The organism is Thiothrix unzii (assembly GCF_017901175.1).
GTDB classification, from domain to species: Bacteria; Pseudomonadota; Gammaproteobacteria; order Thiotrichales; family Thiotrichaceae; genus Thiothrix; species Thiothrix unzii.
In genome coordinates, this window is sequence record NZ_CP072793.1 from 1571853 (window position 1) to 1595356 (window position 23504).

Below are 23504 nucleotides of genomic sequence, written 5' to 3' on the forward strand. Positions count from 1 at the left end.
TAGTTCGCTATGAATGAAGTGTTGGAATATTTGTTTTTTACATCAACCATTGCCGATAAATTTGCTTCCACGTTACAAGACAACGGTCTGGAATACATCCGTGAAATCGAACCGATGCAGGGTGCTACTTTACTCAAAATTGCGGAAGGCGTGGATGAGGATTTGTGGGATACGCTGGATGAACTTTACGATGATTTAAGCACGGAAGACCAAGCCTTACTCGAAGAAGGGTTAGTGGATGAAGATGCTAAAAGCACCGCTGGTATTTACCTACAACTGTCAGAGGGGAGACAGACTATCGCCCAGATTGACCCCGATGTCATGAATCGGATGCTGAGTGTGATCACTATGGATGAGTTCAATGCTTTTATTGAAACCATTGTGCGCAATGTCGAAACCCCAGACGACTCAGCAATCTGCCAACGTAAGCCAAATTGAGTAAAACTACCTGTGTTATGCGTGCCTCCCTATAGGTGTTAGGAACTACATAACACTATTATTATGTCTATTTGACATAATATGTATTAGGCGAAATCAAGGATAGAGAGAATGGGGTGGGTGACAGAACATTAGTGGTGTTAGTAAGTAGGATTCTGTGCGGGTTGTTTGATGAGATCGCCCATGACCTCTTCCAGAAACTGGCGGATGCGAGCTTGTTGTTCACCAGTAAATTGCAAGCCAACACCGGCTGGTGTGCCGCGCTGACCTTTGCCTCCGGTAATCCAGACAACTCTTCCGGGAATCAGTAGACGCTTACCTTCTTCGATTAGACGCAGTTGCAGCACAATATCATCATGCAGCGAAAACCGCTCATGCGTAGGCACAAAAACGCCACCATTTTTAATAAACGGCATGTAAGTAGCATGTAGCGAGTGCTTATCGGGTAAGGTTAACGAAAGATTGCGCTTAACGTTACTGTCGATACTGCCGCCTTCGGGCTTTTCCATGCGTATTTATTAATCCTCAGCACATGAATAAAAAATGAACTTTTCCATTATATTATCAATACCTTGCCTGCCACAACATTAACATGTCTTCAATCAAGAGACGTGGATTTAGCGGGTGTGCGGCTAATGCCTTCATGGCTAATAGTTTTGTATGAATTTCCCACAGACGCTGTTTATTTATTGCGCCGCTGAGTGCTTGTAATTCGCCAGGTAATCCTGCGGAATTAGCAATGAGTGCTTGTTTTAAAAGGCTATTCACCGCATCAAGCTGCCAATCTAGCAATAACGTTTTATCAAACTTTTCCCATTGTGCTGATTTAGCAGTAATGCTCCCCTGCCCTTGTGCGCATTCGCTAATATGACGCAACCATTCTCCGTAATGACCAAGGGTTTCGCTGGAATCCAGATCAAATGCGGTTAAGGGTTTCCCGCGTGCTGCCAGCAACAAGGTTTCGGGCGAGTGTTGTAAAGTTTGTTGTTGCAACCATTGCAACGCCGCATCGCTGTCAGGCACGGGTAAACGCATTTGCTGACAACGGCTGCGAATCGTGGGTAACAAACTACCCGGATGTGCGCTCAACAGTAAAATGTGGGTATCCGCCGCCGGTTCTTCCAAGGATTTAAGCAAGCTATTTGCCGCATTGATATTCATACGCTCTGCTGGTGAAATAATCACAACGCGGCGCGGACTGTAACTGCGGCTCAAGCCAAGGAAATGGTTTAACTCACGAATTTGCTCCACCAAGATGGCTTGGCGATCTTCGTGCAGCATCACTGGCATGAAATCAGGGTGCGCTTGCGAAGCCAGCACATGGCAACTACGGCATTGCTGGCAAGCATGACCTGAGGCGGTCGGATTTAAGCACAACAGACTTTGCGCTAAATCCTCCACGAATGCCTCATTGCCGCAACCATCCTCACCTTGGAACAGCAAAGCGTGGGGTAAATGATCCCCTTCGCGGGCGCGTTGCAATGTTGCCCAAAGTGCGGTTTGCCAAGGATAAATCATGCGGGCTGATCTGCCTGTAACATGCGCTCCAACAATGCTTGTAATTGCGCTCTGACGGCCTCCAGAGGCTGTGCTGCATCAATCTGTGGGTAATGCGCTGGCATTGCTGCGGCACGCGCTTGGTAGCCTGCACGAATGCGCGTAAAAAACTCGGTATGCTCTTGCTCGAAACGATCCGCCTGCCCACGCGCTTGCGCCCGCGCCATACCGGTTTCCACATCTAAATCGAACAAAATGACGTAATCAGGGCGTAATGTTCCTTGTACCCAGTTTTCTAATGCGGCAATGCGTTCTAAGGAGATACCGCGCCCATAACCTTGATACGCATAGGTAGCATCGGTAAAACGGTCGCAAATCACCCAGGTTCCTTGCGCTAATGCGGGTAAAATTTTCGTGCGCAGGTGTTCATTGCGGGCGGCAAACATTAACAACAATTCGGTATCCGCATCCATTGCGGGCAATTCTGGCGATAACAATACGCCGCGAATAGCCTCGGAAACTGTTGTACCGCCGGGTTCGCGGGTGACTAACACGGTTTTGCCTTGGGCGCGTAAGTAATCGGCAATCCACAGCGCGTTGGTGCTTTTTCCTGCGCCTTCCCCACCTTCGAGTGTAATGAATTTACCGGGTTTCATGGTTTAGGCTCCGAAGCACTTTTGCGATTTAACAGGTATTGTTGTACGGCGCGATTATGTTCATCCAAGGTTTCTGAAAACTTAGATGCACCGCCGGGTGTAGTTGCCACAAAGTACAGCACATTACTGGTTGCTGGGTGCATTACTGCGTCAATCGCGGCTTTGCTAGGAATCGCAATCGGGGTTGGGGTTAAGCCTGCCCGCGTGTACGTGTTGTAAGGCGTATCTGTTTGTAGGTCAGTTTTGCGGATATTGCCATCGTATTTGTCGCCGATGCCGTAAATAACTGTCGGGTCGGTTTGTAACAACATGCCTTTAGCCAAACGATTCAAAAACACCCGCGCCACCAAGGGACGCTCTTCCGGCAACCCGGTTTCTTTTTCGACAATGGATGCCAAAATCAGCGCGTCGTAAGGCGTTTTCAGGTAGGGATTCGGTTCACGCTTATCCCAAGCTTGTTGCAAATAACGCTGCATATCTTGGTAACTACGCTGTAAGAATTCCAGATCGGTGGTTTTACGCGGAAAATGATAGGTATCAGGCAAAAACCAGCCTTCAGGATGGGTTCCAACAGGTGCGCCTAGTTTTTCCATGACAACAGCGTAATCAGCATCCGTCAACGTCTGTTGCAGGGTTGGATGTTTACGAATCAGTGCTTGCAAATCTTTGAAGGTTTTACCCTCAATCAAGCTCAACGAATACTGTAAGGTTTGCCCCGATACCAAGCGTTTGAGAATATCATCAGGCAGCATTCCTGCTTCGAGCTTGTACTCCCCTGCTTTAAGTTTATCGGCTAACCCACTGATACGCGCATGAGCAAAAAACAATAGGCTGTGTTCGATTACCCCGTTTTTTTGCAATTGATCAGCTACTTGGCGGATATTGCTTCCCGGCTTTACCTCAATAATGGCATTGCTTTCGGTAATCGGTGCAGGTGTTTTTAAAAATACATCGTATTGATACCACAGTAAAAATCCGACAGTAATCACCGACGTAATCAACAGAAAACTCAATAATTTCAACAATAGCTTCATGTGATTGCATTAACCTTTGTTTGTAGTTCGGTTATCAGTGGAGCCACAGGGTAAGTTTTTCCCATGAACTCGCGTACCGGCCAAATACCTATGAGTGAATTTGTCATAAAAATAGCACTGCATGAATGCGTATCTGCCAAAGACAGCGCACCAATCCGGCAAGGAATGTCCCATTCGTGTAACACTTGCAGCACAACGCGACGCATAATACCCGCAATCCCGCACTGCGTTAATTCAGGTGTATCCACACTGCCATCCGCTTGTATCAAAAATACATTGCTCATTGTGCCTTCGATAATCTTATCTGCGGTATCGCGCACTAAACCTTCTTGGTAATCGGTGTCGAATTCTGCGCGAGCCAACACCTGTTCCAAACGGTTAAGGTGCTTAAAACCCGCTAAACGCGGTTGCTGTGCCAAACGCGTTTCACATAAGGCTAAACGGATGCCTTGCTGCGCATAAGCGGCTGGGTAAACGTAGCGGGCAGATATTTGCGCAATGCGCGTGGGCTGCTGGCATTCACGCGGATTGTAGCCACGCATTCCCTGCCCACGGGTGACAATCAGCTTTAACACGGCACTATCCCTGCCTTGACAGGCTTGCAGGATCTCCGTCACCCATTGCGTCATATCAGGCGCGGGAATGGCTAAGGCTTGCAAACCTTGCAGCAAACGCTCCAAATGCCAAGACAGACGCTGCGGTTGCCCATTAACGATGGCAATGGTTTCCCAAACACCGTCACCGTAAAGCAAACCACGGTCAGTAATCGGTAACGTATCACTGAGTACGCCGTTAACCCAAATCATGCGCCAATGCCCGTAGTAAACCGCGTGCTTTATGGCGGGTTTCGCGTAGTTCGTTAGGTGCAATGGAATCAATCACAATGCCCGCGCCAGTGCGAAACGTAAGCTGGTTGCCGCTCAATGTCATGGTTCGGATTAAAATATTCAAGTCCATGTCGCCATTATGATTCAAATAGCCGACGGAGCCGGTATACGCACTGCGCGGCACTTGCTCCAGTTCCGCAATGATCTCCATGCAACGTACTTTAGGACAACCAGTAATCGTTCCACCCGGAAAAACCGCGCGAATCACTTCCCCCGGCGTTGTGCCTTGGCGCAATTTACCGCGCACGTTGGACACGATGTGATGAACATGCTGATAGCTTTCAACCACCATTAGCTCATCCACCTTGACCGTACCGTAGTCGCAAATACGCCCTAAATCATTGCGCTCCAAGTCAATCAGCATAATGTGTTCAGCGCGTTCTTTAGGGTGTGCAATTAATTCTTCGAGTAACGCCTGATCGCGTGCGGCATCTTCACCGCGCGGACGGGTTCCGGCAATAGGTCGGGTGTCTACCCAGCCTTGTTCTACACGCACCAAACGTTCCGGCGAAGAGCTGATAATCGCGAAATCATCAAAATGGGCGAAACACGCAAACGGTGCAGGATTTTTCTGGCGCAAAACTGCGTATAACTCGGCGGCACTGTGCGTAGATTGCAATTCACCGTGCCAACCGCGCGACAAATTCACTTGAAATACATCGCCTGCTGCAATGTAATCCCGAATGCGTTCCACCCCACTTTCAAATTTTTCCGGTAAATCTTCGCTGATACGCACATCAACGGCGGTGGTGTTGGTGCGCCCTACCCCGCACTCTTTAACAAATTCGAGCAAATCATCCAACAATGCGGCGTATTCATCCTCAATGATTGCAATAGTTTCTCGTTGATGATGATCCACGATAATCGCGGCAGGAATGCGTACTGCTAAGGCAATAGGCAAGCCATCAGTGGCAGTGGGCAATTGTAAACTCGGCTCTAACTGCCCTGCCAACTCGTAACCAAGGTATAAAAACCAACCACCACGAAACGGTAAATCTTGGATGTCGGTGTTGTTTTGCTGCACGGCTGTATTGTGCCAAGCGGCATCCAGTTGCGCACAAAAGTTAGCGTCAGTTAAGGCATTGAGACGCAATGATTGCTGTGGAAAAGCAAATAGCACACTGTAACGGGCATGAGGGGAAGTAACGACACTTTCCAGCAGGAAAGGATAACGATGCGGATGCTGTTGATGCAGGGCGAGTAAATCATACTCGCCCTTAAAACGTTGAGTAAGCAATCAGATTTTCTTGAAAATCAAAGTTCCGTTGGTTCCACCGAAACCAAAAGAGTTGCTCATTGCAATATTGACGTTGGTTTCACGCGCAATATTTGGCACGTAATCAAGATCACAAGCCGGGTCTGGCGTGTTGAAATTGATGGTTGGCGGCAATACTTGGTCACGAATAGCCAATACACTGAATACCGCTTCAATACCACCCGCAGCACCCAGTAAGTGACCGGTCATGGATTTGGTGGAGCTGACCGCCACTTTGTAAGCGTGATCACCCAATGCACGTTTTACCGCCATTGTTTCGGCTTTGTCGCCTGCTGGAGTCGATGTGCCGTGGGCATTCACATAATCCACATCACTGGCATTCAGACCGGCATCTTTCATGGCATTGACCATGCAACGTGCCGCACCTTCACCACCTTCTGATGGCGTGGTCATGTGGTAAGCATCGCTGCTCATGCCGTAGCCAACCAACTCACAGTAAATGCGTGCGCCGCGTTGTTTCGCAAACTCATACTCTTCGAGTACCAGCACGCCCGCGCCGTCACCCAAAACGAAACCATCGCGGTCAGCATCCCACGGACGGCTGGCAGCTTCTGGGTCGTCATTGCGGGTCGACAAGGCGCGTGCCGCTGCGAAACCGCCGATACCTAATGGGGTAGAACCCATTTCTGCACCGCCAGCCACCATAACATCCGCATCACCGTAAACGATCATACGTGCCGCATCGCCGATACTGTGTGTCGCAGTAGCACATGCTGAAACGATGGATAAGTTTGGCCCTTTCAGGCCGTACATGATGGATAAGTTTCCCGCCACCATGTTGATAATACTTGCAGGTACGAAGAAGGGAGAAATTTTGCGTGACCCGCCATTCAGGAAGGCTGTGTAGTTACGCTCAATGGTATCTAAACCACCGATTCCAGATCCCATCAACACACCAATGCGCTCGGCGTTCTCTTCCGTTACTTCCAAGCCGGAATCACGAATCGCCTCAATACCCGCACCAATACCGTAATGGATAAAGGTATCCATTTTTTTCTGGTCTTTCGGCTTGATGTATTCATCAGCATTGAAATCTTTGACGTTACCGGCGATTTGCACACTGAAACCGCTGGAATCGAACAGATCAGGATTGATACGGGCAATCCCGCTACGGCCTGCTTTGATATTGTCCCAAGCCTTTTCTAACTTAGAACCGACAGGCGAAACAATCCCCAAACCTGTCACTACTACACGTCGCTTAGACAAATGAATGCCCCCATCTTACGTCTTAAAAGGAAAACCGCAGCCTTGTTAGACTGCGGTTTCTAGGCAAAAATCAGCCCTGACTTGCTTTGATAAAATCAATCGCAGCTTGCACTGTAGTGATTTTTTCAGCTTCTTCATCAGGAATTTCTGCACCAAACTCCTCTTCCAATGCCATAACCAGTTCGACGGTATCCAGTGAATCCGCGCCCAGATCGTCGATGAAGGAAGATGTATTGGTTACTTCGTCTTCGCTAACACCCAGTTGTTCAACTACGATGGCTTTGACGCGCGCTTCAATATCGCTCATGGTTTTTTGTTCCTCGTTAATAAAAAATGCTCAGTAGCGGTAGACTATTGTATTTAAAACCTGTGCATCATGCCAGCAGGTTTATGCCATATACATCCCACCGTTGACATGAATTGTTTCGCCGGTCACGTAAGCACCCAAAGGTGATGCTAAAAACAGAACGGCTCCGGCGATTTCTGCCGGTTGCCCCAACCGACCTAACGGAATTCCGTGCAGTAAATTGTTGCGTTGATCTTCAGAAAGTTCGCGGGTCATGTCGGTATCAATAAAACCGGGTGCTACCACATTGACCGTCACATTACGCGAACCAATTTCACGTGCCAAGGATTTGCTGAAACCCACCAAGCCCGCTTTCGCTGCGGCGTAGTTAGTTTGACCCGCGTTACCTGACGCGCCCACTACGGAAGAAATCGAAATAATCCGCCCTTTTTTGGCTTTGGTCATGCCGCGCAGGCAGGCTTTGCTCATGCGGTAAACGGAAGTCAGATTGGTATTGATAATATCATCCCATTCATCATCTTTCATGCGCATCAGCAAGTTATCGCGTGTAATACCTGCATTATTGACTAAAACGCTAATGCCGCCAAATTCATCGCCCACAGCTTTTACCACCGTGTCGATGGATGCTTTGTCAGCAACGTTTAACACCATGCCCTTGCCAGCGATACCTGCTTCGCGCAAATAAGCGGTAATGGCTTCCGCACCTTTTTCGCTGGTGGCTGTGCCAACTACGGTTGCGCCCGCGCTGCCCAACAGTTCTGCAATACTGCGCCCGATGCCACGGCTTGCACCACTAACTAAGGCGACTTCGCCCTGTAAACTGATTAATGAATTCATTACGCTCCCGCCTCTTCACACAATTTTAATGCTTCTGCCAATGTCGCGCTGTCGTGGATGCAAACCGCACCCATTTTATGGTCGATACGGCGATTTAAACCTGCCAAAACCTTACCGGGGCCAAATTCAACAATCGCATCCGCCGCATAAGTCGTTTTCAATGCCATGACGGTATCAACCCAGCGTACCGGGCGGTACAACTGCTGTTCTAACGCTTGCGCCATTTCAGTAACACTGGTGCGAGCGGTGGCATCCACATTGTGCAAAACCGGCATGGTTGCAGGTGCAAAAGCAGTTTGCCCCAAACGCACTGCTAACGCGGTGGCTGCTGGCTGCATCAACGCACAATGCGAAGGCACGCTGACAGATAATTTAATTGCTTTTTTTGCACCCATTGCTGTTGCGGTTTGAATCGCACGATCCACGGCAGCGGCACTACCAGCAATAACCACTTGTCCCGGCGAGTTAAAATTCACCGCTTCTACCACATCGCCTTGGGCTGCCTGCGCACAAGCTTCAATAATTTGTGCATCTTCCAAGCCTAAAATAGCAGCCATTGCACCCGCACCGTCTGCTACTGCATTCTGCATAAGCCGGGCGCGTTCCGCAACCAAGGCAACTGCATCGGCAAAATCCAGTACGCCAGCCGCGACCAGCGCGGAATATTCGCCCAAACTATGACCTGCTACAGCAACCGGCAAACAACCACCCTCACCCAACCAAACGCGCCACACTGCCACGCCTGCTGCCAGCATTAAGGGTTGGGTATTCTCGGTGCTGTTCAATGCTGCTTCTGGGCCTTGTTGCGCCATATCCCATAAATCGCGTCCTAAAACATCGGAAGCGGCTTGAAAAGTTTCACGTACTTGTTTGAATTGCTTATCTAAATCAGCCAACATTCCGAGTGACTGTGAGCCTTGCCCCGGAAAAACCCCTGCGATTGTCATCATTACCCTACTCCAGCGAAAAATGAACGTTATCTAGGCCAAGCAATACTGGCTCTGGCAACAAATCCCCCTATCGTAATCAAAAGCGCGGCTTATGAAAACCAACAAAACCCTAAAATAATCACTTAAGCTGCTTAAATACACCCGCTTCCAATAAAAAGAGCTTGTCATCTGGCGTGCGGCAAGGATAATACGCCGTTTAGTATTTCCCAGTATTTAAAGAGATTATGGCAAAGGAAGATTACATTGAAATGGAAGGCACGGTACTTGAAACCCTGCCCAACACCACATTCCGCGTAGAATTGGATAACGGTCACGTTGTGAACGCCCATATTTCCGGTCGTATGCGTAAAAACTACATTCGCATCCTCACTGGTGACCGTGTAACGGTACAGCTCACCCCTTACGACCTTACAAAAGGCCGCATTAGCTACCGCAATAAATAACAATGCGCCCCAAGGGCGCATTGATTGCCATACTTCTTGGTGCAGGTAATCAGGCGGGTAACGCCTCAGTAGTGCCTTGCATCTCGATAGTTAAGCCGTCATCGTCCGCAGAGATTTCTACCCTGCCGCCCTGACTCAATTCACCAAAGAGAATCGCATCAGCCAATGGCTTTTTGATGTGCTCTTGAATCACGCGCTCCATTGGGCGTGCCCCCATCAAACGATCGTAGCCCTTCTGTGCCAACCAATGGCGTGCGGCTTCATCGACAATCAAAACTACCTTTTTCGGCTCAAGCTGTGCTTCTAAACGAATCACAAACTTGTCCACCACCGAAGCAACCACGCTTGCAGTCAAAGCGTTGAACCCAATAATGCCATCTAAACGGTTACGGAATTCAGGGCTAAAAGTGCGGTTAATCGCCTCGGAAGAATCCGTGGTATGGTCTTGCGTGGTAAACCCTAAACTCTTGCGATTCATGTTTTCCGCACCGGCATTGCTGGTCATGATCAAAATAATGTTACGGAAATCAACCTTACGTCCGTTCGCATCGGTCAATGTACCGTGATCCATAACTTGCAATAACAGGTTAAACACATCGGGGTGCGCTTTCTCAATTTCATCCAGCAACAATACTGCGTGCGGATGCTTATTGACCGCATCGGTTAATAAACCACCTTCGTCATACCCAACATAACCCGGCGGCGCACCGATTAAACGCGAAACCGTATGGCGTTCCATGTACTCCGACATATCAAAGCGCAGCAGCTCAATGCCTAAACGTTGTGCTAATTGCTTGGATACTTCGGTTTTACCTACGCCAGTCGGCCCTGCAAACAAGAATGATCCAATCGGTTTGCTATCATCACGCAAACCCGAACGTGCCATTTTAATCGCAGCAGTAAGCTGACCAATCGCCTGATCCTGACCGAAAATCACCATTTTCAAATCACGTTCTAAGTTGCGCAATATTTGCATATCAGAACCTGAAACCGATTTTGGTGGAATTCGGGCAATTTTCGCGACGATTTCTTCAATATCATGCACGGAAATGGTCTTTTTGCGTGAAGCCGCTGGTTGTAACTGGCGATTTGCACCGGCTTCATCAATTACATCAATGGCTTTATCCGGTAAATGGCGGTCATTGATGTATTTTGCTGCCAACTCTGCTGCTGCCTTGAGCGCGGGCAGCGTATAGCGCACGTTATGATGAACTTCAAAGCGTGCTTTCAAGCCCTTGAGAATCTCAATGGTTTCATCGACGCTCGGCTCATTAATATCAATTTTCTGGAAACGCCGCGCCAAGGCACGATCTTTTTCAAAAATACTGTGGTATTCCTGAAATGTGGTCGAGCCAATGCACTTTAAGTCGCCGCTCGACAACACCGGCTTGATTAAGTTAGACGCATCCATAGTGCCGCCAGAAGTCGCACCCGCACCGATAATCGTGTGTATTTCATCAATAAAAAGAATCGCGTGCGGCTCAGCTTTAATCTGCTTCAATACGGCTTTCAGGCGTTTTTCAAAATCGCCCCGGTATTTCGTGCCTGCCAGCAATGAACCCAAATCCAGCGAGTAAATAACTGCATTGCTTAAAATTTCCGGCACTTCCCCGTCGACAATGCGCTTAGCTAAACCTTCGGCAATTGCAGTCTTACCGACACCGGCCTCACCCACTAACAGCGGATTATTTTTACGGCGACGGCACAAAACTTGTACGGTGCGTTCAATTTCCGCATCGCGTCCGATCAGTGGGTCAATCTTACCTTCCAACGCCATCTCATTGAGATTGCTGGCGTATTTATCCAATGGCTTGGCATTATCTTCACCTTCAGCCGCATTCTCGGCGGGAGCTGCTGATGCAGAACTGTCTTCCTGTTTAGGATTAGACGCTTCCGCTGCCCCGTCTTTACGGATACCGTGCGCAATGTAATGCACAATATCCAAACGGCTGACCCGGTGACGCGACAGGTAGTAAACAGCGTGGGAATCCGGCTCACCGAAAATCGCCGCTAAAATAGCGTCGCCGGTCACTTCACCTTTGCGGGACGATTGCGCACTATAGACCGCACGATGGATAACACGCTGAAAACCCAAGGTAGGTTGCACATCACGTTGCTCATCACCCACCGGAATTAACGGGGTATTTTCAGCAACGAATTGCTCCAGTTCCCGCCGCAAATACGGAATATCGACATTGCAGGCACGCAACGCATCCGCAGCACTGGGGTTATCCAGCATCGCCAATAGCAAATGTTCTACCGTTACAAACTCGTGATGACTATCTCGCGCATCACGAAACAGGGTGTTAATTGAGTATTCTACTTCCGCGCTCAACATAAGCTTATGCCTCTTCCATCGTACACAGCAAAGGGTGTTGATGCTCCCGTGCAAACCGGTTGACATGTGCCACCTTGGTTTCCGCTACATCACGAGTATAGATGCCACAAACGCCTTTGCCCTTAGTGTGGACACTCAGCATAACGCGCGTAGCACCTTCACGATCCATTCCAAAAAACACTTGCAGCACCTCCACCACAAAGTCCATTGGAGTAAAATCATCGTTTAACAGTATAACTTTAAAGCGCGGTGGTTCTTTCACCTCTGGGCGGGATTCTTGCACCGCTACGCCAGAATCGCGGCTATCGTCGTGAGAGTCTTTATGTTTCTGTGCCATTACTAGTTCTACCTAACCCCGTTACGCTGTCGACACAGCAGTTATAAACGCTTTTATAAGCTGCTGTCACTATCCCCGTCAATTTGGGTTTGTTTTGTCGCATTACAAGCCAATAACCGATTTTTATGAACAACCCCTTAGTGAAAGTGGTGTAAAATATTCGTTTTAGTTTTTCGAGGACAGTGTTTTATGGTCTGGAAGCCGCGCGTTACCGTTGCCAGCGTCATCGAGCAAGACAACCGTTTCCTGATGGTAGAAGAACTACACTACGGGGAGCTGACCATTAACCAACCCGCAGGCCACATGGAATACGGCGAAAGCTTGCTGGATGCGGTGCGTCGTGAAACCCTCGAAGAAACCGGCTGGCGTTTTGAACCGACCGCGCTGTTGGGTATATTTCACATGAACCGTGCCGACCCGGATCGGGTTTACCTGCGTTTTACCTTTACCGGAACGCTATTGGAACACCTCCCTGATTACAGCATTGACCCCGACATTACCGCTGTACACTGGTTAACCCGCGAACAAATTCGTCAGCAACAACCGCGTGTATGGCGTAGTGAATTGGTTGGTTTGTCACTGGATTGTTACGAATCCGGGGTGCGTTACCCTTTAGAGAGTCTGCAATATTTCATGGCACAAAGCTAATATGGCTAAAAAACGTGTGATTGTCGGCATGTCTGGCGGGGTTGATTCTTCCGTAGCTGCGCTGTTGTTGCTCGAACAAGGCTACCAGGTGGAAGGCTTGTTCATGAAAAACTGGGAAGAAGACGACACCGAAGACTATTGTTCTGCTGCCGTTGATCTCGCTGATGCGCAGGCGGTTGCTGATCAATTGGGCATTACCCTGTACACCCGTAATTTTTCTACCGAATATTGGGAACGGGTTTTCACGTATTTTCTGGAAGAATACCGCGCAGGTCGCACCCCCAACCCCGATATTATGTGTAACAAAGAAATAAAATTTAAAGCATTTCTCGATGTTGCACTCGAATTAGGCGCGGATTATATCGCCACCGGACATTACGCCCGTATTGCATACACCGCCGATGGCGACGCACTAATGCTCAAAGGCGTGGACGCGAATAAAGACCAAACCTACTTTTTATACACACTGCAACAGCACCAATTACAGCGCAGCTTATTCCCGATTGGCGAGTTAGAAAAAAGCCGGGTACGCGAATTAGCTGATGCGGCTGGATTTAGCACCGCGCGTAAAAAAGACAGCACCGGCATTTGTTTTATCGGTGAACGTAAGTTCCGCGATTTTCTGCAACGTTTTTTGCCCGCGCAACCCGGCGATATGATCACTCCACAAGGCGAAATTGTCGGCAGACACCACGGCTTAATGTATTACACCCTCGGTCAACGCCAAGGTTTAGGCATTGGTGGGCGTAAAGATGCCGACGAAACTCCATGGTTTGTGGTGGACAAAGATATGCAGGGCAATCGTCTAATTGTTACCCAAGGTCATCAACACGAATTATTGATGAAGCATTTTTTGCTGGCTTCGCAATTGCATTGGGTAGCGGGTAAACCTCCCGCACCAGCGTTTGAATGCAAAGCGAAAGTGCGCTATCGCCAAGTTGAAGAAGTTTGTCAGGTACGCATCATGGATGACGGCATTGCCCAAGTGTGTTTTCCGCAGCCACAACGCGCAATAACCCCCGGACAATCCATTGTTTTTTACCAAGAAAGCGTGTGTCTCGGCGGCGGTATTATCGACAGTATGGAAAAGCACTGCCCCAACCCCGCAAGGTTGACTTGAATTATTCTGCACAGCCCTTATGCTGTCAGCACCCTAACCACTAACTGATAGAACCCCGTGGAAGCTAACAATCGAAATCGTACCATTGCCCTTGCAGCACTATTTCAATGTGTCGAAGGTGTCGTGCAAATCGCCACTCGTGGCAATGTTGACAGTGAATTATTCGACAGTTGCATCCACAGCGTGCTGCATGACAGTGCCGGTTCACCAGAGGCTTTGTACGGCGGTGTTAATCGCCTCCACACCGGATTACGGGTCTTAATGTATCAACTGGGCTCCGGCAACTTAACCCCAGAAGGCAAACCCAAAAACATTGAAGCTACCCGCTATGCAGTCAACTTATTGTATTTGGAAAAAAAGCTGCATAACGATCCTGATATGTTCAAGCAATTACTTGCTCACATTGAAAAAGCCCAGCAACAGCTTGATTTCTTTGCGATGACACACCCCAATATGATTGCGCGACTCGCTGAAATCTACAGCAACAGCATCAGTCAGTTAGGCCCGCGCATTATGATTAAAGGCGATCAAAGCCATCTCGCTAACCCGGACAATGCAGCTAAAATCCGCGCACTGTTACTGGCTGGCGTGCGTGCCGCCTTGTTGTGGCGACAAGCAGGCGGCAGTCGCTGGAAACTCATTTTTGCACGCGGCGCAATGCAAAAAGAAGCGCAGCAATTTCTGAAAAATGCGTAATCCAAACGTTGATTTACAACGCTGCATTGATTTGCGCAATCACCGCTAACGGATCGGCAGCTTGGGTAATCGGTCGCCCTACCACCACATAACTCACTCCTGCGTCACGCGCTTGTGCTGGTGTCATTACCCGTGATTGATCCCCTTGGTCACTGCCTTCTGGACGAATACCGGGTGTGACCAGCAAAAAATCATCGCCTAAAGCTTTACGCAACAAACCAGCTTCTTGTGCAGAACAGACCACCCCATCCAAACCACTATCCGCAGCCAATCGGGCTAAATGCAACACCTGCTGGTCAGGATCTGCGTTCACCCCAGTACCTGACAATTGCGCTTTATCCATTGAGGTCAAAACCGTTACAGCGATTAATTTTGGTGGATTTTCAAAGCCCTGCAAGGCTTGTTGCGCTGCTTGCATCATCTTCGCACCACCCGATGCGTGTACATTAATCATCCAAACACCCAATTGAGCCGCCGCTTTGCAGGCAGAAGCAACCGTATTGGGAATATCGTGGAACTTCAGGTCAAGAAATACTGCAAACCCCTGCTGCACCAATGCCCTCACGAAATCAGGCCCCGCCGCAACGAACAATTCAAAACCGACTTTCAATTTACATTGTTGTGGATCCAGTGGTTTTACAAACGCCAAGGCTTGCTCGGCAGTCGGAAAATCAAGTGCAATAATTAAACGACTCGACATAAACGAAACTTCCTAATCGGATTAAACATTGGCAACGCTATCCCACTGATGACAGGCAGGGCAACGCCATAAGTAATCGTGCATTTTATACCCACAATGCCCGCACTGAAACTCTGGCTGGCTATTAGCTAACCGCTGCAACGCCGTTTGCACTTGCGCCATATCGCAGGTATTACTCTCTTGCCACACCGAAGCCAACACTTCCGTTGAGTGCGCTAAGGTATTCAACGTGGGTTTACCTTTCAATAAATGCTCGTCAACGTGAGCGTGCATTTCCTTAAGCTTGCCTAATTTTCTTGCCAATTGTAATAAATAGGCAAACAGGCGCGTGTCTTGCGATTGGGTGAAATGCTGCTTAATAAACTGATACAAATTTTCCAAAGCATCCTGTTGCGGAAAATCATTGAGCAACTTGCTAAACAACATACCCAATAAACGACTGTCTTTGCTGATAGCCGCCTGATACGTTTTCATCGCTTCTTGCATCTGCCCGCGTGCGTAAGCAAGATCACCTGCCAACACCAATACCCGCGAAGAATCAGGATACGCTTTCGTGGCTTTTTTCAGGGTTTCTTCGACCTTAAACAGGTTGTTTTTTTGCAATTCCTGCGTCGCCAATTCGCAATAATAGTGCGCAATCAAACGTCCATGATCAGACTTGCTGCGCTGCTGGGCGCATTGGCTGATTTCAATGGCCTTATCCCATTCGTGTAATTGCTCGTAAATATTGCGCAATGGCTCGCACGCATCTGAACGTTTCGGGTCATCTTTCAATAATTCTGTGAAAACACTTTCTGCGCGATCTAACATTCCGGCAGCAAAAAAATCTTCGCCCAGTGCGAGCATTGCAGAGGTACGTTGCGCCTTACTCAAGTCAGGACGTGCCACTAAGTTTTGATGCACCCGCAAGGCACGGTTAATTTCGCCGCGATTGCGGAATAAATTTCCCAGCAATAAAAAGGTATCGGCAGTGTATTCGTCAATTTCCGGGTAATTTAAAAATACATCCAATGCTTTATCGGGCTGTTCGCTCAATAAGTAGTTAATACCGCGCACAAAATGCACAGAAATTTGCTTACGCTTTTCCTGACGCTCTTTGTAACGTTTGCGAGCAGACTGCCAACCGGAATAAAACGCCAGTGGCAGTAACAAAAATAGAATTTCTAGCATGGCCTTTCAGACATAAAAAAGGAGGCACTACGCCTCCCTTTGTTTTTATTTCGTGCAAGCACACCCGCAGGATTATTCCTGAATAGGGTATTGCTCACGCGACTCATTAACCCGTTCCCGCAATTCTTTGCCCGGTTTAAAGTGCGGAACGTGCTTAGGTGCTAATGCCACCTGATCTCCGGTTTTAGGGTTACGCCCCTTACGCGCAGCACGATGATGCAACGAGAAACTGCCAAAGCCACGCACTTCAATGCGTCCGCCTTCGGACAATGTATCGCTCATTTTATCCAACAACAACTTAACCGATGATTCCACATCACGGCTACTGAGATGGCTTTGCTTGCGCGACAGAATATCAATGATTTCAGATTTGGTCATCCTTTCCACTCCTGAACAAGCGACGGGGTTGCCGGTAACATGTTGCAGCTATTCGGATTTTTGGAAGTGTTGCAGGGAGTACTACTACCCCTGCAACACGAAAACTATAGGCCATCCTTGGCCTGCGTACCGTCCTGAAAGCGAAGTTATTCGCCCATTTGTTCCTTGAAGATGTCACCCAATGAAGTGGATGCACCACCGGAGCGACCAGTGTACTCACGCATTACACGTGCTTCATCTTCATCATCCTTAGCCTTGATAGACAGGTTGATGGAGCGGGTTTTACGATCAACGCCCATGAACTTGGCTTCAATCTTGTCACCCTCTTTCAACAGCGTGCGAGCATCTTCAACGCGGTCGCGTGACAGTTCGGAAGCACGCAAAATGCCTTCGATGCCTTCGCCCAAGTCGATTTTCGCCGCTTTAGGGGTAACTTCAACCACAGTCCCGTGAACAACGCTACCTTTAGAATGTGCAGCAACGAAGTTGGAGAACGGGTCTTGTTCCATCTGCTTGATGCCCAAGGAAATGCGTTCACGTTCTGGATCAACAGCCAATACCACTGCTTCCACTTCGTCGCCTTTCTTGTAGCTACGGACTGCTTCTTCGCCCGGAACATTCCAAGAAATGTCAGACAAGTGAACCAAACCGTCAATGCCACCATCCAGACCGATGAAGATACCGAAGTCAGTGATTGACTTGATCTTACCGGAAACACGGTCGCCCTTGTTGCGAGTACCAGCGAATTCATCCCAAGGGTTAGCTTGGCATTGCTTCATACCCAAAGAAATACGGCGGCGGTCAGCGTCGATGTCGAGGATCATGACTTCAGTTTCGTCACCCAAGGTCACAACCTTAGCAGGGTTAACGTTCTTGTTAGTCCAATCCATTTCAGAAACGTGTACCAGACCTTCAACACCGTCTTCGATTTCCACGAAGCAACCGTAATCAGTCAGGTTACTAACCTTACCGAAGATACGTGTGCCGGATGGGTAACGACGAACCAAATCTTGCCAAGGATCTTCACCCAATTGCTTGAGACCCAAGGAAACGCGGTTCTTATCGCGGTCAAATTTGAGGACTTTAACGTCAATTTCGTCACCGATGTTAACCACTTCGGAAGGATGCTTAACGCGCTTCCAAGCCATATCGGTGATGTGCAACAGGCCGTCGATGCCGCCGAGATCCAAGAATGCACCGTAATCGGTGAGGTTCTTGACCACGCCCTTGATGACTTGACCTTCTTGCAGGTTTTCCATCAGTGCTTCGCGTTCTGCGCTGTATTCTTCTTCCACAACTGCGCGGCGTGAAACCACAACGTTGTTGCGCTTCTGATCCAGTTTGATCAGTTTGAATTCCAGTTCCTTGCCTTCCAAGTAAGAAGTATCACGAACCGGACGTACATCAACCAGTGAACCCGGCAAGAATGCACGAATATCGCTGAGTTCAACAACGAAACCGCCTTTAACCTTGCCAGTAATAATACCGGTAATGATTTCGTCGTTGTTAAATGCTTCTTCCAAGATTTCCCAAGCGCGTAAACGACGTGCTTTTTCGCGAGACAGTTTGGTTTCACCAAAACCATCTTCTACGGTATCCAGTGCAACTTCAACCAAATCACCTACTTTAACGGTGAGTTCACCGCGTTCATTTCTGAACTGTTCAGCAGGGATAACACCTTCGGATTTGAGGCCAGCACTGACGATAACGAAATCGGAGCGTACTTCAAGAACTGTTGCATTCAGCAGAGCGCCCGGTTGCATTTGGGTATACGAAAGGCTCTCTTCAAACAGTTCGGCAAAACTTTCAGTCATGGAAAAAAATACCTGTAATAACAAAATTTATCGCCACTGCTTCCTGCGATGACGGGTAAAACGCAAAAAGCCCGGACTCCTGTCAGGGCTACCTTCAAGTTGGTGAATTCAAACAAATGCTTAACGGATATACCGTAACACTTCGGCAAACACTTCGGCTTGCGTCAGCGGGCTGGTATCCACTAAAACGGCATCATCGGCTGGTTTTAACGGGGCTACCGGGCGATTGGAATCGCGCTCGTCGCGGGCATTAATGTCTTGAATCAGGTCTTGGAGTCTAGCACTAAGTCCCTGTTCGCTCAACTGTTTCAGGCGGCGTTCTGCACGAATTTCCGCACTGGCAGTCAGGTAAAACTTATAGGGAGCCTCTGGAAACACCACCGTTCCCATGTCGCGCCCGTCCGCAATTAGCCCCGGTGCTTTGCAAAAACTGCGTTGTAAGGCGAGTAATTCACTACGTACTTTGGGTAATGCAGCGATTTTCGAGGTTGCACTGGCGCAGGCTTCATTGCGAATATCACTACTGACGCACTCACCATTTAGCCATGCATCCCCTTGTTTAAATTCAATAACAAGCTGGGGAATCAATGCTGAAATCGCCACTTCATCCTGTAAATCTATACCACGACGCAACGCTGCTAAAGCTGCCACGCGGTAAATCGCGCCGCTGTCGAGCAAATGCCACCCCAAGGTATCGGCTAACATGCCAGCAATCGAACCTTTTCCAGCTCCGGCTGGACCATCAATGGTCAAAACAGGAATTGCGCTAATATTCATTAAAATAACCAAACTATTGTGCCAAGAGGGGCAGAGGCTACTATAATCGCCGCCCAACTGTCTATTGGGTAACAAAGGAGCGTTTATGTCCACTCAACCTAGCAAAGAACTCGACACTTTTCCAAACCCGAATCCGCAACGCGATTACACCATTCGTATCGACGTGCCGGAGTTTACCTGCATCTGCCCGAAAACAGGGCAACCGGATTTTGCGCAATTCAAGATTGAATACGTGGCGGATGAAAAATGCGTCGAATTGAAATCCCTGAAATTGTACATGTGGAGCTATCGCGAAGAAGGTGCGTTCCACGAAGCTGTTACCAATAAAATCCTCGAAGATTTGGCCACAGCCACTGCCCCGCGCTTTATGCGTTTAACTGGGGTGTGGAATGTACGTGGCGGCATTTACACCACGGTTGTGGTCGAACACCGCCAAGCGGGTTGGGTTCCCGCACCTAAAGTTGATTTGGCGTAACCCCTAGCCTTGCGGGTAAAGCTCAGCCAAGCCTGCGGGTTTGGCTGGTGTTTGTGCTGCTGATGGCTGGAACGTTTTTACCGCTTGCCATAAACCTTCACCACGCCACGCGCTGTCACCACGCCCGTATAACGCCACCCCCAACGCATCAATTTCTGCCTGCAATACCGGGTTAGCCTGTTCACGCAATCGTGCAATCAAGGCTGGGCGCAAATTCAACCCCACATCAATCCAGTTAACCAAGGCATCGTGAGCTGCTTGCGGCTGATTGTTTTTACATGCGGTGGCTAATGCTTGCAGTGCCGTTTTCGCATTACGTTGCTGCGGTAAAGCAACATTGGTGGGTTTAGCGGAAACTGGAGCAGATTTGCGGTGTTTCCATTGCCATAACAGCCATGCTGTTGTTAACACTACCCACAAAAGCAGCAATGCCACAATGATTTGCTTATTCGTCGACCATGTTGATGGCATCAACGAGTCTGCCACCACCTGCTGCGGTTTAGCAGACGGTGCAGGCGACGGTGTGGCAGGTTGTGCTTCAGTCTGCGGCGGTGGCGGGGTTACTTGCCCCGCAGGTGCAGCCGCGCCACCACTGACGCGCAAGGTAGCCGCATTAATGGTGGCGGTTTCTTGCTTGCCCGTCGTGCTATTCCACCAATCCAATTGAATGTCGGGTAAGGCGTAATCGCCATTATAGGGCGCAACCAATACCCATTTTTCCTGACGCACGCCCACAATACCTTGCGCATTGTTTTCATTACGAAACTCTGGCTGATCAGTATAGGCTTTGATCGCAGCAGGTATTTTCAACTCCAGCTTTGGCAATTGCTCGGCGGCTAAACCATCCGCCACAATCGCTAGGGTTAAACCCACAGGTTCGCCCGCTTTAAGTTTATCGGGTGGCGTGTCCCAGTGTGCGTTTAGGCTAATGCTTTTCGCAGGCAACCAATATTTTCCGGTGTAAGCGGCTGGCTGGGTTTGAATTTGCAAGGTAAATGGCTCTGAAAAACGCCTTACTCGCTGCCCTGCCACCCCGAAAGGATCAAACTGCGATTGCCCGGTCGCTAAACTGCCTTCAAAGGTGGTACGCCCCAGCACTAAATCCCCGCTTTGTTGCGGATAAAGCGCGTAACGCCGCTCAATCACTTGGTAATTACGCCCATCACGCATCAGTGTGGTATTGCGGGTTTTACCAAGCTGCTGAATATTGCCCTTACCCGCTTCAATACTAGGGTGGGTTAAACTGGCTTGTGGCTGTAACGGTGCGAGGTGTAACAAACGCTGGGTAATAATGGTTTGTTGCTGGACATAAGGCTGCTGCGGTTCTGCACTGAGTTCCACAAAAATATCGGTTGCGGCACTCGCCCCCGCATTCGTATTCGGTGGTGGTTGATCCAACACCTGTAAAACCAAAGGCTGGCTTTGATCCGCACCAAACGCAATCGGTGGCAATGGCACATTCCCGGTAATTCGTGGAAATAGTGTTAACTCCCACACAGTTTGCACGCTACTAACACCATTTATCATGCTGAAACTGTTGCTTTGAGAACGCCCCTGAATCTCAAAATCTTTACTCAACGGAGTGAAATCAGGTTCGCCACCCACGACACCAGCGGCACTAAAACGCACCACCACCGGATCACCCACCGCGACGGGGTTACGATCAAACTCCGCTGTAATCGTGGCCGCTTGCACCCATAAAGGCAAAAACCAACACGCCACCAACAACCAAAACCTCACCATTCTTCACCTCTGGCTTGTGCGCCGCGCTGTTGATATTGGTACTGAAATTTACGCCGCCATAAACCAGCCGGGTCATCAGGAATCCGTCGCAACCATTGTTCAGTGGCTTGTTGTTGCTCACGCTGTTGTGGGTCACTTTCTGATTCTTGTGTTGGTTTATCTTCAGCAGGTTTGTCTTTTTCTTCGGATTGCTTGGCCTGCGCTTGTTGCTGCTCGGCTTGTTCAGCCTTTTGTGCATCTTCCTGCGCTTTTTGCTCTGCTTCTTTGGCGGCTTGCTGCTGCTTTTCAGTCTCGCCGGGTTGCGGAGTTTGTGACTCCCCATCTTGCTGTTGTTGTTGCTGCTGATCGCTGGAGGCTTGCTGTTGTTGCTCGCCTTCACCTTTTTGATCTTGCTGCTGTTTTTGCTGTTGTTCCAAACGCTCTTTCACCAGCTTCAGGTTGTGCTGCGCATCCGCATGACCCGGTTGCTGCTGGAGTACTTGTTCGTAACTTTTGACAGCTTCAGGCAGTTTGTTCTGCATCGCTAGGGTATTGGCGTAATTGTATTGCCCGTCAACGTCTTGACGCTGGCTGTAACGTTTAGCAGCGGTTGCGTAATCTTGATGCTTATACGCAGCAGCGGCTTGCCAGTCAGGGTCACGAAACAATTTCGCCGCTTCTGCTGGCTGCCCTTGTTGCAAGATTTCCTGAGCTTGCTGATCCGGGGTTTTCCACAAATCCTGCCAGCTAAACGCTTGTGCGGTTTGCGGTTGCGGTAATACCACGCAAGCCACCAACACAGCCCCCAGCCAACCACGCCGAAATGCTAAAGCCGCCAACGGTAACAGCCCCAACACGAGCCAATAACCCTCATTAACCCAAGTATCCAGTTGCCGACCCTGCCCTTCGGTAAGTTTTTGATTGGTTTCGGCCTGCCACTGCGCCCCCAGCAAGGTCACATCAGCATCGCCCAATGCTGCTTGAGTAAAAACACCGCCACCCGCTTGCGCAATAGTTTTAAGCGCATCCACATTCACTGTTGCTACGACTGTCTTGCCGAGGCTATCGACTAAAAAACCACCTTTTGGTTGCACAATGGGTGCACCATCCTCACTTCCCACGGTTAATACTGACACCTGATAACCAGCGGCTTGCGCCTGTTCAGCGGCAACACTGGCATTATCAGGGTCACTCGCGCCATCAGTAATCAGTAAAATATGGCCTTTAGGCATTTCCGCTTGCTGTAACAATGCCATTGCCCGTTGAATCGCAGGAGCCAATAAACTCCCCGGTGCGGGCATAATCTCTGGTGAAAGGTTTTTTGCTTGCTCTTCAATCGTGGCAATGTCATCGGTCAACGGCGACACCATAAACGCATCTCCGGCAAACACCACCAAACCGGTTTGCCCATCATGGCGACTTTTAAGGATGTCCAACAATTTGAAACGCGCCAAGGTTAAGCGATTGGGTTTTTCATCAGCGGCATACATCGACGCGGAGAAATCCATCGCAATCACCAACGCTTGTTGATTACGAAATACCGGCACTTCGCGCTTTTCCCACGCAGGCCCCGCCATTGCCAGCGTCGCCACCAATAAACCCAGTGACACCAATACCAATACGCCCACACCTAACGCGCTGTCTTTACCGCTTAACACAAACGGCATCAATTGCTTGTCGACAAGCTGTTCCCACGTCCCCTTGCGAGTATGACGCAACCATCGCGCCCCCCACAATAGCGGAATGAGCAGCACCAGCCACAACCAATGAGGATGCATAAAATGCAAATTATCCACCA

The 23504-nt window shown here is 49.2% G+C and carries 25 protein-coding genes; 6 read left to right on the forward strand and 19 right to left on the reverse strand.

Annotation, left to right across the window (positions count from 1 at the left end):
- Positions 1 to 9: 9 nt before the first annotated feature.
- Positions 10 to 438, forward strand: a complete 429-nt coding sequence (locus J9260_RS07970) for a hypothetical protein (RefSeq protein WP_210220475.1) — start codon at positions 10 to 12, stop codon at positions 436 to 438.
- Positions 439 to 578: 140 nt separating this feature from the next.
- On the opposite strand, the gene J9260_RS07975 is transcribed toward J9260_RS07970, so the two are convergent.
- The 10 genes from J9260_RS07975 to fabD all read right to left on the reverse strand — a co-directional run bounded on the left by J9260_RS07975 (position 579) and on the right by fabD (position 9085).
- The gene (locus J9260_RS07975) at positions 579 to 947 is read right to left on the reverse strand and encodes a PilZ domain-containing protein (RefSeq protein ID WP_210220476.1); all 369 of its coding nucleotides are present in this window, start codon (positions 945 to 947) and stop codon (positions 579 to 581) included.
- A 55-nt stretch (positions 948 to 1002) separates the two neighbouring features.
- Positions 1003 to 1956, reverse strand: coding sequence for a DNA polymerase III subunit delta' (holB, locus tag J9260_RS07980; protein WP_210220477.1), 954 nt, complete (start codon positions 1954 to 1956; stop codon positions 1003 to 1005).
- Complete coding sequence (gene tmk / locus J9260_RS07985) at positions 1953 to 2591, reverse strand: dTMP kinase (RefSeq protein WP_210220478.1); 639 nt, start codon at positions 2589 to 2591, stop codon at positions 1953 to 1955. Before tmk ends, holB begins: the two co-directional genes overlap by 4 nt.
- Positions 2588 to 3625 carry an endolytic transglycosylase MltG gene (gene mltG / locus J9260_RS07990; RefSeq protein WP_210220479.1) on the reverse strand — a complete coding sequence of 346 codons (1038 nt, stop codon included), beginning with the start codon at positions 3623 to 3625 and terminating at the stop codon, positions 2588 to 2590. The genes tmk and mltG overlap by 4 nt, the downstream gene beginning before the upstream one ends.
- Positions 3622 to 4431: an aminodeoxychorismate lyase gene (gene pabC, locus J9260_RS07995; RefSeq protein ID WP_210220480.1), complete on the reverse strand. Its 810-nt coding sequence runs from the start codon at positions 4429 to 4431 to the stop codon at positions 3622 to 3624. The genes mltG and pabC overlap by 4 nt, the downstream gene beginning before the upstream one ends.
- Positions 4418 to 5749 carry an aminodeoxychorismate synthase component I gene (locus tag J9260_RS08000; protein WP_210220481.1) on the reverse strand — a complete coding sequence of 444 codons (1332 nt, stop codon included), beginning with the start codon at positions 5747 to 5749 and terminating at the stop codon, positions 4418 to 4420. The genes pabC and J9260_RS08000 overlap by 14 nt, the downstream gene beginning before the upstream one ends.
- Positions 5750 to 6994, reverse strand: a complete 1245-nt coding sequence (gene fabF, locus J9260_RS08005; RefSeq protein ID WP_210220482.1) for a beta-ketoacyl-ACP synthase II — start codon at positions 6992 to 6994, stop codon at positions 5750 to 5752. It lies immediately after the preceding gene.
- A gap of 70 nt (positions 6995 to 7064) precedes the next feature.
- Positions 7065 to 7301 (reverse strand): acyl carrier protein, encoded by a 237-nt coding sequence (gene acpP, locus J9260_RS08010; protein ID WP_210220483.1) that lies wholly within the window; start codon positions 7299 to 7301, stop codon positions 7065 to 7067.
- Between the two features lie 81 nt (positions 7302 to 7382).
- Positions 7383 to 8138: a 3-oxoacyl-ACP reductase FabG gene (fabG, locus tag J9260_RS08015; RefSeq protein WP_246499698.1), complete on the reverse strand. Its 756-nt coding sequence runs from the start codon at positions 8136 to 8138 to the stop codon at positions 7383 to 7385.
- Positions 8138 to 9085 carry an ACP S-malonyltransferase gene (gene fabD / locus J9260_RS08020; protein WP_281419473.1) on the reverse strand — a complete coding sequence of 316 codons (948 nt, stop codon included), beginning with the start codon at positions 9083 to 9085 and terminating at the stop codon, positions 8138 to 8140. The genes fabG and fabD overlap by 1 nt, the downstream gene beginning before the upstream one ends.
- 227 nt (positions 9086 to 9312) lie before the next feature.
- On the opposite strand from fabD, the gene infA reads away from it, so the two are divergent.
- Entirely contained in the window at positions 9313 to 9531 is a 219-nt protein-coding gene (gene infA / locus J9260_RS08025; RefSeq protein WP_210220485.1) for a translation initiation factor IF-1, read from the forward strand.
- Between the two features lie 49 nt (positions 9532 to 9580).
- On the opposite strand, the gene clpA is transcribed toward infA, so the two are convergent.
- Both clpA and clpS read right to left on the reverse strand, forming a co-directional pair.
- Positions 9581 to 11869 carry an ATP-dependent Clp protease ATP-binding subunit ClpA gene (gene clpA, locus J9260_RS08030; RefSeq protein ID WP_210220486.1) on the reverse strand — a complete coding sequence of 763 codons (2289 nt, stop codon included), beginning with the start codon at positions 11867 to 11869 and terminating at the stop codon, positions 9581 to 9583.
- Positions 11870 to 11873: 4 nt separating this feature from the next.
- Positions 11874 to 12206 (reverse strand): ATP-dependent Clp protease adapter ClpS, encoded by a 333-nt coding sequence (clpS, locus tag J9260_RS08035; RefSeq protein WP_210220487.1) that lies wholly within the window; start codon positions 12204 to 12206, stop codon positions 11874 to 11876.
- A 189-nt stretch (positions 12207 to 12395) separates the two neighbouring features.
- On the opposite strand from clpS, the gene J9260_RS08040 reads away from it, so the two are divergent.
- The 3 genes from J9260_RS08040 to hflD are packed head-to-tail and all read left to right on the forward strand — an operon-like array spanning position 12396 to position 14670.
- Positions 12396 to 12854 carry an NUDIX hydrolase gene (locus J9260_RS08040; RefSeq protein WP_210220488.1) on the forward strand — a complete coding sequence of 153 codons (459 nt, stop codon included), beginning with the start codon at positions 12396 to 12398 and terminating at the stop codon, positions 12852 to 12854.
- 1 nt (position 12855) lies between these two features.
- On the forward strand, positions 12856 to 13974 hold the full coding sequence (mnmA, locus tag J9260_RS08045) for a tRNA 2-thiouridine(34) synthase MnmA (RefSeq protein ID WP_210220489.1): 1119 nt from the start codon (positions 12856 to 12858) through the stop codon (positions 13972 to 13974).
- 57 nt (positions 13975 to 14031) lie between these two features.
- Positions 14032 to 14670, forward strand: a complete 639-nt coding sequence (hflD, locus tag J9260_RS08050; protein WP_210220490.1) for a high frequency lysogenization protein HflD — start codon at positions 14032 to 14034, stop codon at positions 14668 to 14670.
- Positions 14671 to 14683: 13 nt separating this feature from the next.
- Here hflD and pyrF read toward each other — a convergent pair whose 3' ends face one another.
- The 5 genes from pyrF to cmk form a co-directional block, all read right to left on the reverse strand.
- Positions 14684 to 15370: an orotidine-5'-phosphate decarboxylase gene (pyrF, locus tag J9260_RS08055; RefSeq protein WP_210220491.1), complete on the reverse strand. Its 687-nt coding sequence runs from the start codon at positions 15368 to 15370 to the stop codon at positions 14684 to 14686.
- Between the two features lie 21 nt (positions 15371 to 15391).
- A complete protein-coding gene (locus J9260_RS08060) occupies positions 15392 to 16540 on the reverse strand; it encodes a tetratricopeptide repeat protein (RefSeq protein ID WP_210220492.1) in 1149 nt (382 codons plus the stop codon).
- A gap of 72 nt (positions 16541 to 16612) precedes the next feature.
- Positions 16613 to 16918: an integration host factor subunit beta gene (locus J9260_RS08065; protein WP_210220493.1), complete on the reverse strand. Its 306-nt coding sequence runs from the start codon at positions 16916 to 16918 to the stop codon at positions 16613 to 16615.
- A 146-nt stretch (positions 16919 to 17064) separates the two neighbouring features.
- Positions 17065 to 18732 carry a 30S ribosomal protein S1 gene (gene rpsA, locus J9260_RS08070; protein WP_210220494.1) on the reverse strand — a complete coding sequence of 556 codons (1668 nt, stop codon included), beginning with the start codon at positions 18730 to 18732 and terminating at the stop codon, positions 17065 to 17067.
- Between the two features lie 120 nt (positions 18733 to 18852).
- Entirely contained in the window at positions 18853 to 19509 is a 657-nt protein-coding gene (cmk, locus tag J9260_RS08075; protein WP_246499700.1) for a (d)CMP kinase, read from the reverse strand.
- A gap of 85 nt (positions 19510 to 19594) precedes the next feature.
- Here cmk and queF point away from each other — a divergent pair, with 85 nt between their 5' ends.
- Entirely contained in the window at positions 19595 to 19984 is a 390-nt protein-coding gene (gene queF / locus J9260_RS08080; RefSeq protein WP_210220495.1) for a preQ(1) synthase, read from the forward strand.
- Between the two features lie 3 nt (positions 19985 to 19987).
- On the opposite strand, the gene J9260_RS08085 is transcribed toward queF, so the two are convergent.
- Positions 19988 to 21727, reverse strand: coding sequence for a BatD family protein (locus J9260_RS08085; RefSeq protein ID WP_210220496.1), 1740 nt, complete (start codon positions 21725 to 21727; stop codon positions 19988 to 19990).
- Positions 21721 to 23502 carry a VWA domain-containing protein gene (locus tag J9260_RS08090; RefSeq protein WP_210220497.1) on the reverse strand — a complete coding sequence of 594 codons (1782 nt, stop codon included), beginning with the start codon at positions 23500 to 23502 and terminating at the stop codon, positions 21721 to 21723. Before J9260_RS08090 ends, J9260_RS08085 begins: the two co-directional genes overlap by 7 nt.
- Between the last annotated feature and the right edge of the window lie 2 nt (positions 23503 to 23504).